Source organism: Streptomyces sp. CB01580 (assembly GCF_001905795.1).
Lineage (GTDB): Bacteria > Actinomycetota > Actinomycetes > Streptomycetales > Streptomycetaceae > Streptomyces.
This window is the reverse complement of the sequence record NZ_LIXJ01000037.1, coordinates 43,470-59,803: the sequence shown is the minus strand read 5'-3', so window position 1 is coordinate 59,803 and position 16,334 is coordinate 43,470. Positions and strand designations below refer to the sequence as shown.

General features: G+C 68.3%; 14 protein-coding genes and 2 pseudogenes. 4 read left to right on the top strand and 12 right to left on the bottom strand.

Annotated features, from left to right (window positions below; genetic code table 11):
* Positions 1-223: 223 nt before the first annotated feature.
* The 6 genes from AMK22_RS33495 to AMK22_RS33465 all read right to left on the bottom strand — a co-directional run bounded on the left by AMK22_RS33495 (position 224) and on the right by AMK22_RS33465 (position 8,540).
* On the bottom strand, positions 224-1,177 hold the full coding sequence (locus AMK22_RS33495) for a phosphotransferase family protein (protein ID WP_073791178.1): 954 nt from the start codon (positions 1,175-1,177) through the stop codon (positions 224-226).
* 534 nt (positions 1,178-1,711) lie between these two features.
* Positions 1,712-2,971, bottom strand: coding sequence for an MFS transporter (locus AMK22_RS33485; protein WP_079186547.1), 1,260 nt, complete (start codon positions 2,969-2,971; stop codon positions 1,712-1,714).
* Positions 2,950-4,578: an aldehyde dehydrogenase family protein gene (locus AMK22_RS33480; RefSeq protein ID WP_242434262.1), complete on the bottom strand. Its 1,629-nt coding sequence runs from the start codon at positions 4,576-4,578 to the stop codon at positions 2,950-2,952. Before AMK22_RS33480 ends, AMK22_RS33485 begins: the two co-directional genes overlap by 22 nt.
* Entirely contained in the window at positions 4,520-5,548 is a 1,029-nt protein-coding gene (locus AMK22_RS33475) for an NAD(P)-dependent oxidoreductase (protein WP_073791175.1), read from the bottom strand. The genes AMK22_RS33480 and AMK22_RS33475 overlap by 59 nt, the downstream gene beginning before the upstream one ends.
* Before the next feature lie 28 nt (positions 5,549-5,576).
* Complete coding sequence (locus tag AMK22_RS33470; protein ID WP_073791173.1) at positions 5,577-7,169, bottom strand: FGGY-family carbohydrate kinase; 1,593 nt, start codon at positions 7,167-7,169, stop codon at positions 5,577-5,579.
* Positions 7,170-7,220: 51 nt separating this feature from the next.
* Positions 7,221-8,540, bottom strand: a complete 1,320-nt coding sequence (locus AMK22_RS33465) for an MFS transporter (protein WP_073791172.1) — start codon at positions 8,538-8,540, stop codon at positions 7,221-7,223.
* 529 nt (positions 8,541-9,069) lie between these two features.
* Here AMK22_RS33465 and AMK22_RS33460 point away from each other — a divergent pair.
* The 3 genes and pseudogenes from AMK22_RS33460 to AMK22_RS33450 all read left to right on the top strand — a co-directional run.
* Positions 9,070-10,035 carry a sugar-binding transcriptional regulator gene (locus AMK22_RS33460; protein WP_073791170.1) on the top strand — a complete coding sequence of 322 codons (966 nt, stop codon included), beginning with the start codon at positions 9,070-9,072 and terminating at the stop codon, positions 10,033-10,035.
* 19 nt (positions 10,036-10,054) lie between these two features.
* On the top strand, positions 10,055-10,690 hold the full coding sequence (locus AMK22_RS33455; protein WP_073791168.1) for a class II aldolase/adducin family protein: 636 nt from the start codon (positions 10,055-10,057) through the stop codon (positions 10,688-10,690).
* Positions 10,691-11,053: 363 nt separating this feature from the next.
* Positions 11,054-11,356, top strand: a pseudogene (locus AMK22_RS33450) (helix-turn-helix domain-containing protein); the annotation flags it as partial.
* Positions 11,357-11,493: 137 nt separating this feature from the next.
* Here AMK22_RS33450 and AMK22_RS42500 read toward each other — a convergent pair.
* Positions 11,494-12,344 (bottom strand): annotated as a pseudogene (locus AMK22_RS42500) (carbohydrate ABC transporter permease).
* On the bottom strand, positions 12,341-12,664 hold the full coding sequence (locus AMK22_RS41490; RefSeq protein ID WP_242434261.1) for a hypothetical protein: 324 nt from the start codon (positions 12,662-12,664) through the stop codon (positions 12,341-12,343). The pseudogene AMK22_RS42500 and the gene AMK22_RS41490 overlap by 4 nt, the downstream one beginning before the upstream one ends.
* A 245-nt stretch (positions 12,665-12,909) precedes the next feature.
* On the opposite strand from AMK22_RS41490, the gene AMK22_RS41485 reads away from it, so the two are divergent.
* Entirely contained in the window at positions 12,910-13,164 is a 255-nt protein-coding gene (locus AMK22_RS41485) for a hypothetical protein (protein WP_242434260.1), read from the top strand.
* An 81-nt stretch (positions 13,165-13,245) separates the two neighbouring features.
* On the opposite strand, the gene AMK22_RS33435 is transcribed toward AMK22_RS41485, so the two are convergent.
* From AMK22_RS33435 to AMK22_RS33420, 4 genes are all read right to left on the bottom strand, one after another.
* Positions 13,246-14,538, bottom strand: coding sequence for an extracellular solute-binding protein (locus AMK22_RS33435; protein WP_073791167.1), 1,293 nt, complete (start codon positions 14,536-14,538; stop codon positions 13,246-13,248).
* 233 nt (positions 14,539-14,771) lie between these two features.
* A complete protein-coding gene (locus AMK22_RS33430) occupies positions 14,772-15,491 on the bottom strand; it encodes a Scr1 family TA system antitoxin-like transcriptional regulator (protein ID WP_079186545.1) in 720 nt (239 codons plus the stop codon).
* A 29-nt stretch (positions 15,492-15,520) separates the two neighbouring features.
* A complete protein-coding gene (locus AMK22_RS33425; RefSeq protein WP_338014205.1) occupies positions 15,521-15,907 on the bottom strand; it encodes a DUF6879 family protein in 387 nt (128 codons plus the stop codon).
* 108 nt (positions 15,908-16,015) lie between these two features.
* Positions 16,016-16,270, bottom strand: coding sequence for a hypothetical protein (locus tag AMK22_RS33420; RefSeq protein ID WP_073791165.1), 255 nt, complete (start codon positions 16,268-16,270; stop codon positions 16,016-16,018).
* Between the last annotated feature and the right edge of the window lie 64 nt (positions 16,271-16,334).

Genomic DNA, 16,334 nt, shown 5'->3' with positions numbered 1-16,334 from the left:
AGTTATTTAATTACAAGCCCCGGCGGTGCCGGAGTACTGCCTTTGCACCCTGACCCGGGGCGGTTCAGCCGAACGCTGGGCCACTCTCGCCGGCGGAAGCTGGTCCGAATACGTGGCGGCGCGACGGGCTGCTCCGCAGGGCTAGGCAGTTGCCCTGCGAATTGCTTTGCTTTGCCAATATGAGGAAGGGGCCCCTGACGCCTCGCATTCCGCCCTCCTTGGCTCAGCCCAGCGCGTCCATCAGCGCGGTGATGTAGGCATCCAGCCGCTTCTCCACAGCTCGCGTCGTCAGCTCTGTCCTCCCTGCCCCTCGCCATGTCTCCGCCACCACCTGCACCTCTTCTGAGGATGCCAGCCCGTCCCGGACGAGCCAGTACAGTCGCTCACTCGCGTCCGTGGCCAGCACCCCACCGGCCTCCTCATACGCCTCGGGATACCGAAGACCCCACGCCGGGCCGTGCAGCAGCGCAAGATTGACGGAGCAGTGCGCCACATCGAGATCTGCCGGACCCCAAGAGGTCGCCGCCCAGTCGACGACCCCCGTGATCCGGACGTCTGCTGACTTTGAAGGCGACATGTCGAACAGCACGTTGCCCGGCTGGAAGTCCCGGTGCAGAAACCGCCCTTCACGGGGCGGCGGGGGCTTGCGGATAACGTCGATAGCGGCCGCCCAAGCCGACGCGTCGGCGCCATTCGGAACCACGACAGTGTCGGCGGTCGTCAACGTCACATGCCCCCGCGGCCGCTTGGCGGGCTGCAAGGCATGAATCGCTACGAGCTGGCGGGCCAGCAGGGGGAGACGCGTGTCCAATCCCTCGTCGTCGAGGACCGTCCGGCCCGCCATATGTGTCATGAGGAGTGACGGATACTCGCAATGCGCGGCAGTCGGATCAACCGCGACCAGTCCAGGAGCTGGCACGCCGGTCCCTGGAAGCAGGGTCAGGGCGCCAGCCTCCCGTTCCAACCAGTCCTCGGTGTGTTCAACGTTCACGAAGGTCCGCAGCACCAGGTCACGCGTGTCTCCGGTTCGAGTGCCGATGGTCAGCTTCCGCATCTCGGCAGAAAGGCCACCGTGCAGCACCTCGGTTCTGATGATTCGTTCACAGGCTTCCAGGTGCCGGCTCGCCCAAGCCAGGGTCAACGGTCGGACAGTCGCTGCCTCATCGTGGTTGGTCACCGTGTCACCTCATCATCCGGCTGGCGACCCGCACGAAATCTTTAGGAGAAGCGATAACCGTGCGACTGTGACCAGTCCGGCAAGATCGCATCCAGGCACGGGCCACTCTGCGGCGTCGGGGCCCCCAGACTCCCGCTCGGCCGTATCCGCCTGCGCTGGGAGCCCGCCTCCCGAGCGGGCTGGGATGTCACCGCCCACCTCGGCCTGGCCACCACCGAGGTCCTCCTCGCCTCCTGGCCCGCCGCCCCCGACGACTGGCCGCGCCTGGTCCGCCCCTCTCCAACCGCGTCGCCGAGGTCTGACCGCAACCGCAGAAGGCTGCCCCGCGCCGACCGGCAGGGGCGGTCTCGCCGTACGCCCGCCCATCCGGATCTTGCGTACGCTCATCACCGACGAACGAGGAGGACACGATGGCCGACGACCAGCAGCTCTGGGGATATCCGGAGGTCGCCGTCCACCTGGGCATCAGCGCCTCCGCCGTGGAACGGCGCGGTCCTGGCCGACGGCGGGGACGGCAAGACACCACACCGGGCCTCAACTGGTCCGGTCAAGCCTCTGCAGTCTCCGGAGACTCAAGGCACTGGCCAGTGGTCCGGGCGCCAGTGAGAGCAAGGCCCAGGGCCATCCGACGTGCGCGGCCAGGCGCGGCAGCAGGAGGACCGGTACCGCCGCGAGAGAGTATCCGAGCGCCATCTGCACGGTCAGGGCCGTCCCCACGGCGGTCGGGTCGGAGGAGTCAGCAAGCAACGCTGAGTACATCGGTGAATCCCCGATCACCGATGCCCCCCAAACGATCAACATCACCGCAGCCACTATGTCGGGAAGAAGTGGCAACGCTGGTGCGAGGAGGCAGCAACAGGCCGAGATGGTGACGACTACGGTCGTGACACGGACTCTGCCCCACCGATCGGCTGCGGAACCTGCGCCGAAGCAGCCGATGGCCCCGGCTACGCCGATCAGCAGGAACGGGCCCCATCCCGGGACACCGAGGACAGGGCCCCCCGAACCGGGCAACGCGGCGAGCAACGCGACCGACCATGTCCACAGGCCGTAGACCTCCCACATATGGCCCAGATAGGCCAAGGTGACGAGCCGCTGTCGCCTGTTGCGGAAGAGCTGCCAGGCGGCACCGATCCGTAGTGTGTCGGTCTCGCTCGTGTGCGGGCCGGTCCGAGTCGTCGTCGCCAGCCCGGCTGCCAGTGTCGCGGCAACCGCCGAGATGAGGAGGACACTTCGCCAGCCCGGCAACGGCAGCGTGCGGAGTGCGTGCGGAAGAGCGCTGCCCAACGTCAAGGAAGCCACGACCAGCGCGACTGCCGACCCGCGGCGGGCCAGGGTCCATGAGGCGACGGCCTTCATCCCCGGCGGATACACCGCCGCAAGAGCGATTCCCGTGAGGACGCGCAGAGCAAGGGTCGGCGCGAATCCGATGGGTAGAACCGCAGGCAGCGCTGTGCACGCGGCAGCGATCAGCGAGCCCAGCGGCAGGAGTACGCCCGGGCGTACCCGGTCGGCGACGCGCAGCAGCCCCAGTCCCAGCGCTCCGGCCGCGAACCCGAGCAGGACGCAGCTCGTCAGCCACGAGACTTCGCCTGAGTCGAGGTTCCAGTGCCGCGCCAGCTGCGGCGCCACCGCTGACGTCGCGTACCACGTGCTCAGTGCCAGCACCTGGACGAGCGCCCCGAGTGTGACGTTCAGTGCGACGGCTCCAGGGCGCAGCCGGTCGTCCATGAGGACCATGGCCGGCACCCGGGTCGACCGCACGTTGCCGCTCACATCGACAGGCTTGTCCATACCGTTTTCGTCTCGAGGTATGATTCGAGGTTCGCGTGGCCCATCTCACGGCCGTAGCCTGAGGTCTTGAATCCACCGAACGGTGCTGCGGCATCAGTGGCACCGTACATGTTGATGTAGACGGTGCCCGCCCTGAGGAGTTTCGCCAGGCGGTTCGCGCGGGCGATGTCACGTGTCCAGATGCCGGCCGCGAGACCGTAGGGTGAGTCGTTGCCGCGCGCCGCGATCTCCTCGAGGGAGTCGAAGGGCTGGGCCACGACGACGGGACCGAAGATCTCCTCGCGTACCGCTGTCATCGTGTCGTCGACATCGGTCAGAACGGTGGGACGCAGGAAGTATCCGTCCGCGTCGACGCCGGCCGGGGCTACTGCACCTGCGGCGGCAGTCGCGCCGCCGGTGAGCGCGCCGTCGATGTAGCCGCGGACTCGGTCGAGCTGGGTTCGACTGATGAGCGGACCGAGGTCGGTGCTCGGATCGAGCCCCGGTCCGACGCGCATGCTGTCAGCCCGTTCGGACAGGGCGTCCACGACGTCGTCGAAGCGGGAGCGTTCGACGTAGAGGCGTGAACCGGCACTGCACGACTGGCCGGAGTTCGAGAAGATCGCCGACGCCGCGCCGGCCACTGCCTCCTCGACAGGAGAATCGGCGAAGATGATGTTCGGACTCTTCCCGCCGAGTTCCAGCGTCACGCGCTTGACCTGTGCGGCCGCCTTCTGCGCCAGGTGGATCCCGACACGGGTGGAACCCGTGAAGGCGACCTTGTCCACGAGTGGGTGTTCGACGAGTGCCTCGCCTGCTTCCGGTCCGTAGCCGGGGAGGATGTTGAGAACACCGTTGGGCAGTCCGGCCTCGAGGCCCAGTTGGCCCAGGCGGATCGCGACGAGCGGGGTGTTCTCGGCGGGCTTGAGGACGATCGCGCACCCGGCGGCCAAGGCGGGCGCGATCTTCCAAGCCGCCATGAGAAGAGGGAAGTTCCATGGAATGATCTGCGCGACGACACCAACGGGTTCCCGCTCGGTCCGCACCATGGTGTCGGGCACGGACACCGGAATGGTGTTTCCCTCGATCTTGCTGGGCCAGCCCGCGAAGTACGCGAAGTGCTTGATGGATAGTTCCACGTCGTTCTGGCGGGCGGAGCTGCGCACCTTACCGCCGTCGAGTGCCTCGAGGTCGGCGAGTTCTTCGGCGTGGGCCTCGAGCAGAGCGGCGAAGCGCTCGATGATCCGGCCGCGGTCGAGGGCGGACATCCGTCGCCACGGCGAACCGGGTTCCATTGCCGCAGCCGCGGCCCGCACGGCACGGTCCACGTCGGTGACTCCTGCCGCGGCTGCGGTCGCGATCTGCCGGCCCGTGGCGGGGTTCAGTACGGGGATGGTGCCGCCCTTGTCAGCCGGTACCATCTCGCCGTTGATGAGGAGCCGCGGTGGGGCCTGGAGCAGAGCCGAAACGGCTGGGCTGAGGTCGGGTGTCGTGCCGGCGTCTTCGATGACGCTCATGTCTGGCCCTCCTGAGGCATTGCGTTGCGGTAAGTGAGCGGGTGCGGGCGCCTCAGCGCGCAGTGGTCGGCTCGAGCACGGCGGGGTTGGCGACCGCGGGGGGCCGCTCACCCGCCACCCACGCGCGCAGGCCGCGTTCGGCGATCTTGGAGTGCTCGGTCACGACGTCGTCGGAGGCGCCGCCGATGTGAGGGGTGACGGTGACATTGTCGAGGCTGAGCAGCGGATGGTCGGCGGGGACCGGCTCGGTCCAGAACACGTCGAGCCCGGCTCCGGCGATCCGCCCCTCGGCGAGCGCGTTGACGAGCGCGTCCTCCTCCACCACCGCGGCGCGCCCTGCATTCACCAAGTAGGCATCCGGACGCATGAGCCGCAGCTCCCGGTCACCGATCAGCCCGATGGTGGACTCGGCCAGCGGGACGTGGACGGTGACGATGTCGGCCGTGGACAGCACCTCGTCGAGTTCGACGATGCGCGCCTGGTCGCCGAACGCGTCGGACGGGAGGAACGGGTCGTAGACGACGACATCCATGCCGAAGGCCCGGGCCCGCTGCATCATCCGGCGCCCGATGGCGCCACCACCGAGGATGCCGAGGGTGCGTCCGGACAGCCCGAGCCCGCGAAAGGTCGAGTAGGGCTCGAACACGTCCTCGGACTTCCATGCACCGCTGCGCAGCCAGCGTTCGGCCCGGCCGGTGTGCCGAACGGTCATGAGAAGCAGTGTGAAGGCGAGATCCGCGGTGACGTCGGCATTGCGGGCCGGGGTAGTCAGGACGGCGATCTCGCGTGCAGTACACGCTTCCACGTCGACGTTGACCGGGTTTGCACGGCAGGACACGACGACCCGCAGCTCAGGTGCCTTGTCCAAGGTGGCTTCGTCGACGACGTCGACCTCGCACACGAGTGCGGTCGCGCGGGCAAGCTGCTCGTCGAGTCCCCTGGTCGCCAGCGATGTGCCGGCCAGAGAGGGCTCGACGAGTTCGACGTCGAAGACGTCCTCGAGCAGCTCGGCTCGAGCTTGGTCGAAGGGCGCGGTGACCAGCAGGAGTGGGCGGGCCCTGTGGGTGGTCTGGTTCGACATGAATTTTCCTTGATTTCGTAGTCAGGGATCAGGTGGTGGTTACGGGGGGTGCGTCCGCGGAGAGGGCGGCCGTGGGTTCGGACGCGGGGCTCGCGTCGGCGGCGTGTGCGGCCGCCTGCACCGCCCGCAGGTCCGGCCAGTGGCGTCGCACGGCGTCGCGGACGTCGCGGAACACCTGGGCCTGGGCGTCGTGCAGGGCTCGCAGACGGGGATCTGCCTCGAAGATCTGAGCGTCGTCGCCGAACTGGGCCAGCGCGGCGGGAAGGTCGGGTGCCGCGCCGACAGCAACGAGGGCCAGCGCGCCCACACCGCGGGCGCCGAGTTCGGCGAAGGTGGAGCGGACGATGCGGCGACCGGTCACGTCGGCGACGATCTGACAGACGACCGGCGATTGCGCCCCACCGCCGCAGAGCCGGACCGTCGCGTCAGCCTTGATGCCCAGTACGTCCATGCATTCGCCCAGGGACAGAGCAATGCCTTCGTAGACGGCACGCAGCAGTTCTCCCGGGCTGGTGCGTACGGTGATGTTCAGCCATGCCGCCGAGGCCGCGGTGTCCACGAAAGGCGCTCGCTCACCGCTTACGCCCCCATAGGGCAGGTAGAGCACCCCCCGGGCCCCGGCCGGAACGGCGTTGACGAGTTCTTCGATCTGTGACCATTCCAGCCCGGCCAGGCCTGTGGCCTCTCGCGCCCAGTCGAGGTTGGGGGTGCCGTTCATCGGGGCGAGGCACTCGATGACCTGAGTTCCCTGGCCCAGGTTGAGGGTGATGACCGGTACGTCGACGGGCGCGCTGACGCGCTCCTGTACGGCACCGACGAACGCGGTGGTGCCGAGGATCGCGTACGCCTCGCCCGGCCCGACGACTCCCAGGCCGACGCCGCCGGCCGGTGTGTCGACCAGGCCGGTCGCAACGGGCAGACCGACGGGCAGGCCGGTCTCTCGCGCTGCTTTCTCCGTCACTCGGCCGCATACCGCATCGGGTGGGAACAGGGGCGGCAACAACCGACGGAAACCGCCGTGGCCCAGGCCTTCGATGAGCTCCTCGGAGTAGCGCCCCGTGGCAACGTCCAGGTAGGTGCGCGAGGCCTCGGAAGCCTCCGTTCCCACAACTCCCGTAAGTTGGAAACGGATCCAGTCCTTGCAGTTGAGCTGCGTCGCCGCGCGGGTGAGGAGTCCGGGATCACTGTCCTGCAGTTCTTCCAGGAGAACGGGCAGGGCCCCCGGGAACAGGGCCGAACCCGTCGTGCAGCGGACCAGTTCCCCGCGCCCGTCGGCCTCCCATCGAGCCACCCGCTCGGCAGCTCTGCCGTCCAGCCACAGTACGGCTGGCCCGGCGGGACGTCCGTCGGCGTCCACGAGCCACGCACCGTCGCCCTGGCCTGTCACGCTGAGCCCGAGCAGCTCGACATCACCGGCTTCGGCCAGTGCCTCGCTGATTGTCTGCCCGACAGCGGACCAGACCTCGTCCATGTCCTGTTCTGCGTAGTGCGGTTGCGGCCGCCGGATACGGACCGTCGATCTGGCGGCCCCGAGCACGTCACCCGTCGTGCTGATGACGACGGACTTCACCGACGTCGTGCCGGCGTCGATGCCCAGCACGGCCTGGACTCGGCTTCTCATCGATACCTACTCTCCCCGTTCGGGTTCTCCAGCGGATCAGTCTGCGGTGGGTTATTCAGAGATGACCCGAGTGGCCACCGGGGGAGCTGGATCGACCTGTGGACCGTACCCCGGGGCTTCGACGCCCACCTCACGCAAGAGGAAGGTGAGGAAGATGCCGACGATGTAGAGCGCCGCGAGAATCCAGACAACCGGCCCGACACCCAGCGGCCCGACCAGCGCCGCCACGGCCGGGCCCCCGAAGTTGCTGAGGCCGGCACCGAGATTCAGGACCGCGACTGCGGCCGCCTTGTGCTGCGGAGCCAGGAGCGGGACGACGGCTGACAGCGGGACGTACATGCCCAGCGCGAGACCGTAGACGATGCCCAGGGCCATGACGACGACGTAGTTCGCACCGACCGCCTGCGGCAGGTAGTAGAACCCGAGAACGGTGATCGCTGTGGCAGCTCCGCCGCCCCAGGCGATGACATTGATGCGGCCGAACCGGTCGGAGGCGTAACCGGAGATGAGGTTCGCGGCCACGTTCGCCGCAAGCATGGTGCCCCAGATCGAGGACCACTGCGACTGGCTGAAGCCGACCGTCTTGACCATGTACACGTTGAGGAACACGGCGAACGAGTAGTACGAGATCGTGTTGATGAGGCGGACAGCGCCGCCGACACCGACCTTCGGGCGTTCCTTCATGATGGTGATGCCGCGCTTGAGCCCCTCGATGGTCTCCGCACGGGTGACTCTGCGCGCGCCGGCCCGGGACTTCACCAGCACTGCGATCATGAGGGCAGCGACCGCGACGAATATCAGCGACGACCACAGGGTGGCCAGTTCCCCCAGCGGTTCGACAGCGACGGCCACGAAGTACCCGCTGATGACCCCCAGGCCCATGGCGTTGAAGAACCAGTACCAGCCGACGGCTTTGCCCATGACCGCATCAGGCGTCTCCATGGTGACCCAGACAAGAAATCCGTAGGCGAAGAACGGGTAACCGATGGCACGAATCGCGTAGGTCGCGATCATCACCGGGTAGTTCTCCTGCATGACGCCGAGGGTCAGGAACGCGAGTTCCAGCACGATCCACAGGCACGCGCCGATGAGCATCACCCTTCGCGGGCCCCAGGCCTCGGCCAGTGCGCCGGCCAGCCAGGCGGCGACCGCCACGACGATGCCGTAAGCGCTGAACAGCCCTGCGACCTGACCACCACTGAACCCGCGTTCCTCCAGGTAGGTCGACAGGAAGCTGAGTTCGATCCCGTCGCCGACCATGAACAGCATGAGGGCGATGAAACCCCAGAGCAGGACCCGGGAGATTCCTTGGTTCGTAAGGGCATGCGTCCACCGGCTCTGCGGCTGCGCGACGCCGTCCTGCGTCGTCATAGACTCCTCCTTGAGCCTGAACATTTGTGCACTCGGTGAACCGGTGCTCAAACATCATGACTCCGCCGCCTGCGCTGTCAAGGTGCTTCTTTCACTTTTGTGATGCGAGTATGGCGACCACCTGTCGGCATTCGGCAAGTATGTCCAAATTGCGAGTTGCACTCCTTCGCCGCAGCCGGGTGCGAACGCTTACAGGCGGCAACCCGTACCGGTGAAGGGGTCGTGGACCGCGACCGGGAACGCCGCTCGGGGGCCGTGACGGCGCGCGCCTTGGAGTCGACCGGCTTGCGCCGGCCCGCTCCGTCATCGCCCGTATTCATCGGCGCACCACCGGCGTCGGCATCCGCGGAGCGCGGCTCTGCAGTACCGGTCTCACGCATCGTCGGGGCGGCTGGGCCGGGCAACTCTCCCGGCTTCGCGCAGAGCCTCCTGGCTTGCGGCAGCAATGGCCCGTGCTCCGTCGAAGATCCATCGGACAGCCTTGCGCTCCGCAGTGCGGCCGGGCATCATGGTGAACGGAGGTGCAGCCGTGCGAACAAATGCTCACAATCCGCTGCTCGGCAAGGCGGCCCGGCTCTACTACGACCACGGTCTCACCCAAGCCGAGATCGGTGAGCTTCTCAGCTTGTCCCGGGTGAAGGTGACCAGAGTCCTTGCCGAGGCCCGACGCGTCGGCATCGTTGAGATCACCGTTCACAGTGACGAGCGTCCCTTCGCCGACATCGAGGCAGCCCTCGTACGCCGGTTCGGCCTGCAGAGCGCATGGGTGTGCCCCAGCCTCGGGCCCGGTGAGGAGCGGTCACCTTCGTCGCTGGGCGTGACCGGGGCGGAGGCCCTCGCCTCGGTCCTCCCGCACGTCCAGCGAGTCGCGGTCGGCATGAGTACGGCTGTCGCGGCCAGCGTCGCCCATCTGCGTTATCAGTCCGACAGCGCCGTCGAGGTCGTGCCCTTGGCGGGAAGCCGCGGCGGGCGCTCCAGTGAAGCCAATCCGCACGAGGTGGCTACCACTCTCGCCCGCGTCGTCGGCGGCACGGCATACCACCTGCCCGCCCCGCTACTGGCGACGGCCCCCGAGGCAGCCGCCGCCATCCGCGGGCTCGACGAGGTCCAGGGCACTCTCGATGCCGCAGCCGCAGCCGACGCTCTCGTCGTGGGCATCGGCGGCACGGCCCGCGTCGCCCAGGCTCTTCGCCGCTCGGTCACCGAGACCGAGTTCGCGACTCTCCGCGAGCTCGGCGCTGTCGGAGACGCCTCCGCCCGCTTCTTCGACGCGAACGGTGAAGCTGTCGACGGACCGATCGACAAGCGTGTCATCGGACTGACCTTGGAACACATGCGGGCGATCCCCACCCGAGTGGGGATCGCAGGCGGCATCGAGAAACACATTCCCTTGTTCACCGCGTTGGAGACGGGGCTCGTCAACATCGTGGTAACTGACATCGACAGCGCTCGCTCCCTCCTCACCCGCCCCGTCGCCAGACCCGTGACGGCCTGAAATACTCAGAGGAAACACGATGAAACACCCCACCACAGTCGAGGGCCTGTTCACCCAACTCGCAGAGGTAGGCCGTCTGGCCGTGGAACGCGGCTTCGTGCTGGCCAGCGGCGGCAACCTCTCCGCGCGCCTGCCCGGCAGCGACACCTTCGTCGTCACCGGCGCCGGCACCTGGCTGGACCGGCTCGGCAAGGACGACTTCACGACCATGACCCTGGCCGGGGACGTCACAGGCGGGGCCGAACGCCCTTCCAGCGAATGGAAGCTGCACCAGCGCACCTACCAGGAGTGTCCGGACGTCAATGCCGTGATACACCTCCATCCCCAACACACCGTCCTCCTCGATGCCCTCGGTCACAAGATCCGGCTCGTGTCCCTCGACCACGCGTACTACGTGCGCTCCATCGGCACCGTCCCCTACAACCCCAACGGTTCGGACGAACTCGCGGACACCACAGCTGAGCAGGCGAAGACGCACAACTGCGTCATCCAGTCCCACCACGGCTGCTCCGCGCACGCCAAGGACATCGGCATGGCGTTCCGCCGCATCATGAACCTTGAGGAGGCCGCAACCGCGACCTACAGAGCTCTTACGCTGGGTGACCAGAAGACAACTTTCCCTTCAGAGAGTTTTGCGGCTCTGCACCACGCGTAAGCAGCGCCCCACGTTTCCCACGAGGTGCGTGCCGAGTACGACGGCCGCGCCAGTTCCTTCCAGCGGGTGCGGGCCCGCAGGACGCCGTCCCGAGGCACGCCGAGTTCGGCGGCCATGTCGAGCACCTGCTGCAGCTCGCCGTCGTTGCGCCGGGTCATGATGACCACGTCGGACGCCTCAACCCCGATGAGGCCGCCGCCGTCGGCGGCCTGCTCGGCCTGCCCACCTGGGCGGTCGAGGTCGATGACCTGGGGGGTGTTGCCGCCGGTCTTCGGGGCATCACTTGACCGCTGATGAGGGGCCTGACGACCGCCTGGTCCGGCGCAATGCCGGACCGCTTTCGGGTGGAGATGTCTGCGTAACGTGGTTGCTGGCGTGTGGTGCCGCAGGGACGGCCAGGATCGGGCACGAGTGCATGCCGAGGGGGCTGTCGCCACCACCGCCCAGCGGTGGGCCGGCCGCAACCGCCAGTTCGGCGAGGCGGGCATGACCGACCGCTCCTCACGCCCACACACCAGCCCGCGCCGCACCCCGACCCGCACCGAACACCGGATCATCAAGCTCCGCGTCCTGCGCCGGTGGGGACCGGCCCGCATCGCCCACCTGCTCGGGCCGGTGCCCTCGACCGTACACCGCGTGCTGACCCGCTACCGCCTGGCGTGGAGACGGGCCTGGTGGGTCGTCAGGACGGTGCTGAAGGGGTGGTGGAGGTCAAGCTCGGAACCTGGCTCGACAACACCCGCCGGCGGGGCGACACGGGGGACAGGGTGTCGCGGACGGGTCGTCCGGGGGCGGTCCGGGGCTCAGCCCTTGACCGCTCCGGTGGCCAGCCCTGCGGCGATCTTGCGCTGGAGCACGAGGAAGAAGACCACGACGGGCAGGGCGGTGAGCGTGGCTCCGGCCATCAGCCCGCCGTAGTCGGTGCCGAAGCTGGTCTGGAAGGAGACCAGCCAGATGCTGAGGGTCTGTTTCTCCGGAGTGGACAACAGGACATAGACGAGGACGTACTCGTTCCACGCCTGGACCATCGCGAAGACCGAGGTGGCCACCAGACCGGGGGCGAGCAGCGGCAGGACGATGCGGACGAACGCGCCGATCCTTCCGCAGCCGTCGACCATCGCCGCCTCCTCGAGCTCCACCGGGACCGCCGCGACGAAGCCACGCAGCATCCACACCGTGAACGGCAGGTGAAGACGAGGTAGGTGAGGACGACGCCGGCGAGGCTGTCGGTGAGGCCCGCTTCGTTCAGCAGCAGGTAGACGGGGATGATGAGGGCCGCGAGCGGGATCATCTGGACCGTGAGGATGACCACGACGAACGCCTTGCGGCCGGCGAAGCGGAAACGGGCCAGGGCGAATGCGGCGAGGGTGCCGACCAGCAGGGAGGCCAGGACGGTGCCGACGCCGATGACGACACTGGAACGGACGTTGGGCCAGAAGGTCTCCGTGCCCATCGCCCGCGCGAAGTTGGCGAGGGTGGGATTCCGGGGCCAGAACTCGGGTGGCAGGCTGAGGATCTCGGTCGCGGGCCGGAACGCGGTGAGGACCATCCAGTAGACGGGGAACCCGACGACGGCGGCCATGGCCAGACCGAGGACGTCGTAGCGGCGACGGGTCCGTCCCGCCGGGGTTCTTCGTCGCTGTCCCGTTCTCATTCGGCCTCTCCCAGCTTCAGCATCTGCCGCAGGTAGACCACGGCCCCGACGAGCAGCAGGACGACGGTGACCACGGCGATGGCCGCACCGGTGCTGTAGCGGTTGGCGGCGAACGACTCGATGAACGAGTACACGCCGAGCAAGTAGTACTCACGCTCGGGCTGCCCGCCGCGCATCAACCAGACCTGGTTGAAGACGCCGAAGTCCCAGATGGCCATCAGGGTGGTGACCACCAGGAGCACCGGCTTGACGACCGGCAAGGTGATGTGGCGCAGGACCTGGGAGGGACGCGCGCCGTCGATAAGGGCCGCCTCCTCCATCTCCGGGGGGGATCTGGGCGAGCGCCGCCTGCAGGGTGACGGCGGCGAACGGCAGCGCGCCCCAGACGACGACCGCGGTGATCACGGCGAAGCCCTGCCAGGGGTCGGTGAACCAGTTGTGCCGGGCGAGGTCCACGCCGGGCAGTTGCGACAGCAGCCAGTTGACCACGCCGTAGTCCGCGTCGAAGAGCCAGCGGAAGATCGCCGACGCCACCATCACCGGCATCGCCCACACGGCGACGAGCATGCCGGCCAGCACCGCCCGCACCCACGGCGACGCCCGCCGCATCAGCAAGGCCGTGAACAGACCGAGCACCATCGTCAGGGTCACGCAGACAACGGTGAACAGCACGGTGCGGGCCACCACCGTCCAGAAGAACTCGTCGCCGAGGATCGTCCGGAACTGCCGCAGCCCGGCCCAGGGCGGCGTCGCACCGCTGAACAATTCCCTGCGGGTCATGTCCTGGAAGGCCAGGGTCGTCATGTCGACCAGCGGATAGCCGAGGACCACCAGAAGTGCCAGCAGCGTCGGCGCGATCAGCAGGTAGGGCAGCAGGGGGCGTAGTCGGCGCCGGGCCGGCTCAGCGCTCATTGATCACGGCGTCGATCCGGCGGTCCGCCTCCCGCGTGGCGTCCTGGACGGACGCCTTGCCGGTGGCGATGCGCTCCAGCATCTCCGGCAGGATGTTGGACTTCTCCACCGAGGTCCAGCCGGGAGCGAGGGGCGTGACCCAGCCACGGGTGGCCGCCTGGGCCGCCGGGCCGTTGACGCCGTCGGCGGCGACCTCGGTGAGCTGGGGAGTGTTGTTGGGCAGGGTGTTGGCGGCGATCAGCTGCCGCTGGGACTTCTCGTCGGTGAAGACGCGGATCCAGTCCGTGGCAAGGTCCTTGTTCGCCGACTTGGCGGGCACGGCCAGGGTGCTTCCGCCGAGGAAGGGCGGGAGCAGCTTCCCGGACGGGCCGGGGAAGGCGAAGGTGGCGAACTTCCCCTTCAGTCCGGGGTCTCCGCCGGACCTGGGGTCGGTGGCCGCCTGAGCCTCCCAGGTGTTTCCGTAGAAGACGCCGACCTTGCCCTGCCCGACGACGGCCGGCTGGTCGCCGTTGTCCTTGGCGCGGTCCCCCACGTAGTAGTCGTCCAGGAGCTTCTTCCAGACGGTGAGCCCGGCGACCGACTTCGGCGAGGAGAGGGCGCCGTACCAGCGGCCGTCCTTCTCGACCGCCATCTCGCCGCCGGCGTCCTTGACGAAGGCCATGGCGGCGGACCAGTAGCGCCCGGGTATGTAGAACGCCGAGAACCCGGGGTCCTCCGGGCCGAACTTCTCCTTCAACCGGTCGAGACCGGCGATCAGTTCGGGATAGGTGCGCGGGGCCCGGGTGATGCCCGCCTGCTGGAAGTAGTCGGTGCGGTAGACGCCGACCCGCGCGCCGGCGTAGTACGGCACACAGTAGGTCCGGCCGTCGTGACGGCAGGCGTCGGCGAGTGCCGGCAGCCACTCCCCGGAATGCTCGAAGTCCTTCGGGTCCAGCGGGGCGAAGGTGTCGTTGACGATGTAGTTGGTGGTCTCGCTGTTGCCCATCTCCACCACGTCGGGCACGTTCCGGCCGGCGAGGACCGCGTCGAGCTTCTGGTTCTTCGTCGTCCACTGCTGGTACTGGACGTCGACCTCTACCCCCGGGTGCTCCTTCTCGAACCGGCTGTTGGCGGAGGCGACCAGCTTCGGCCAGCTCTCCTTGGCATCGACCGCCAGCCACACCGTCAGTTCGTCTCCTCCTCGATCGCCGGAGGCGTCGGTGCCGCCGGAACTGCACCCCGCAACCGTGAGCAGGAGGAGGGATCCCAGGACCAGGTACCGGCCGGGCATGCGCAGTGCCATCGGATTCCTCCGTGCGGGTTCGTCGGGGCATGTGGGGTCAGCGACCGGATTCCTCCCTACCCAGCCGATCGCGGACCCGCACGACGCGAGGAGATTTCGACCGGAAGAGAGCGGTGAGGACTCCCACGCGCGACTTGGTATGTACCACTGGGCTGCGGGAACACCATCCGGCGCAGAAACACGCACGACGCACTCAAGCCACACTGACGCGAACGCGACGGTGAGCGACGTGGTCATCTCGACGGTGACAGGGCGGTGCCGCAGGTTTGCCCACAGCGGCACCGCCGCGTCTTCCGGCCGAAGGGTTTGCACGTTGACCGAGCAGCCAGCGAGACCGACGCGAGCGGCATCACCGCCAGGAGGCGGCGCAGCTGCCCGCGCATGGTGTCGGAGCCGGCGGTGCGGTAGCGCAGGACGGATTCCTCCACGAGGACGACGAAGCGGTGGCCGCCTTCGTAGAGGAAGCGGGATCGGGCGACGCGGGCGGCGACGGCTTCGGCGACGTCGTCGGGGGTGCCCTGGAAAGCGGTGATCTGTTCCATGAGGGCCGTCGCGAACGCCGGCGTCTGGAGGAAGCCCGGGGGCAGGCTGGAGACGTAGACCCGGCAGACGCGGGTGCGCTCGTGCAGGGCGTACCAGTCCTGTTGGGCCTGGCGCATGCCGCCCTGGTGCAGACGGCGCCACTCCAGGTACATGGAGTCGACCGCGCGGGCGGTGGCGATGAGGTCGTCGGCCTGGTCGTCGGCGCCGCACGCCGTGCACCAGGTGCGGATGGCCGCGTCCGAGGGCAGGACCGCGCCCTTTTGGATGCGGGTGGTCTTCGCGGGGTGCCAGCCGCACCGGGCGGAGAGCTCCTTCCCGGTGAGGCCGGCGTCCTTGCGCAGGTGCTGCAACCGCACGGCGAGCGCCTCACGGGCCCCCTGAGCGCTGGACGAGGGGGAGGCGGTCGTCATGAGATGGCGGCCCTTGGGTTGTGCGTCGGTCAGATGCGGTAGTCGGCGTGGTCGGTGGCCAGGTCCCACACGGAGCGGAACGCCTCGGCACACAGCTTGACCGCCTGCGGGTCTTCGGTGTGGTCGGGGTCGAGGGCCTGGCCGTCGCCGGAGAAGATGTTCCACCGCACGAGTCGGTCGTCGATGAGCCAGAAGTCGTTGCCCGGCAGTGCGAGTGTGGAGGCGCGGCGGCGGGGAAGCCAGCGGACTTGTTCGCCGGCGCGGAGGTTGGCGTCGGTGATGGCGTGCTCGAAGCGGATGTAGTCGGTGACGGGCTCGGACACGACCCGGGCCCGCAGGACCTTCACCCCGCGGGCGACGGTCCGCTCCACCGGCGGCAGCCACCCGCCCCAGAACGCGGAGTCGTCCGCGGGCACACTCCCGTCCTTGAGGAAGGTGTCGTAGACCTCCCGTTCCTCCCCACGGCGTAGCCGTCCCGCAGTTCCAGGTGCAGGGCGCGGGTCCGGGCGGAGTCGAGCAGGTCCTCAAAGCTGGGTGCCGGCGGCTTCTGCGGCATCACACGCCTTCCTGATCTGCTCCACCATCCGGACCGGGATCCGGATGACGCCTTCGTCGTCTGCGGGCGGACTGTCCTGGCTGCAGGCGGCACGGGTCGCCGCGTCGGCGAACTTGCCCTGCAGGACCAGTTCCGGCCCCTGGGCAGTGGTGGTGTCCACCCACACCGCGGGGCAGTTCTCTCCGCCGGAGTTCGGGTCCGTACCGAAGAAAAGTAAGGCCACGATCGGCCTCCAGAGAAAGTCAGTTGCGGGTAGTTGCGCATCGACCGTCCCGCGCTGCGGTGCA

Excerpts from the sequence above, each read along its gene's own strand:
- AMK22_RS33475 (WP_073791175.1), bottom strand. The coding sequence starts at position 5,548 with ATGTCGAACCAGACCACCCACAGGGCCCGCCCACTCCTGCTGGTCACC.
- AMK22_RS41490 (WP_242434261.1), bottom strand. The coding sequence starts at position 12,664 with ATGGAGGAGGCGGCCCTTATCGACGGCGCGCGTCCCTCCCAGGTCCTG.
- AMK22_RS33465 (WP_073791172.1), bottom strand. The coding sequence starts at position 8,540 with ATGACGACGCAGGACGGCGTCGCGCAGCCGCAGAGCCGGTGGACGCAT.
- AMK22_RS33435 (WP_073791167.1), bottom strand. The coding sequence starts at position 14,538 with ATGGCACTGCGCATGCCCGGCCGGTACCTGGTCCTGGGATCCCTCCTC.
- AMK22_RS33455 (WP_073791168.1), top strand. The coding sequence starts at position 10,055 with ATGAAACACCCCACCACAGTCGAGGGCCTGTTCACCCAACTCGCAGAG.
- AMK22_RS33485 (WP_079186547.1), bottom strand. The coding sequence starts at position 2,971 with ATGGACAAGCCTGTCGATGTGAGCGGCAACGTGCGGTCGACCCGGGTG.
- AMK22_RS33430 (WP_079186545.1), bottom strand. The coding sequence starts at position 15,491 with ATGACGACCGCCTCCCCCTCGTCCAGCGCTCAGGGGGCCCGTGAGGCG.
- AMK22_RS33470 (WP_073791173.1), bottom strand. The coding sequence starts at position 7,169 with ATGAGAAGCCGAGTCCAGGCCGTGCTGGGCATCGACGCCGGCACGACG.
- AMK22_RS41485 (WP_242434260.1), top strand. The coding sequence starts at position 12,910 with ATGCCGGCCAGCACCGCCCGCACCCACGGCGACGCCCGCCGCATCAGC.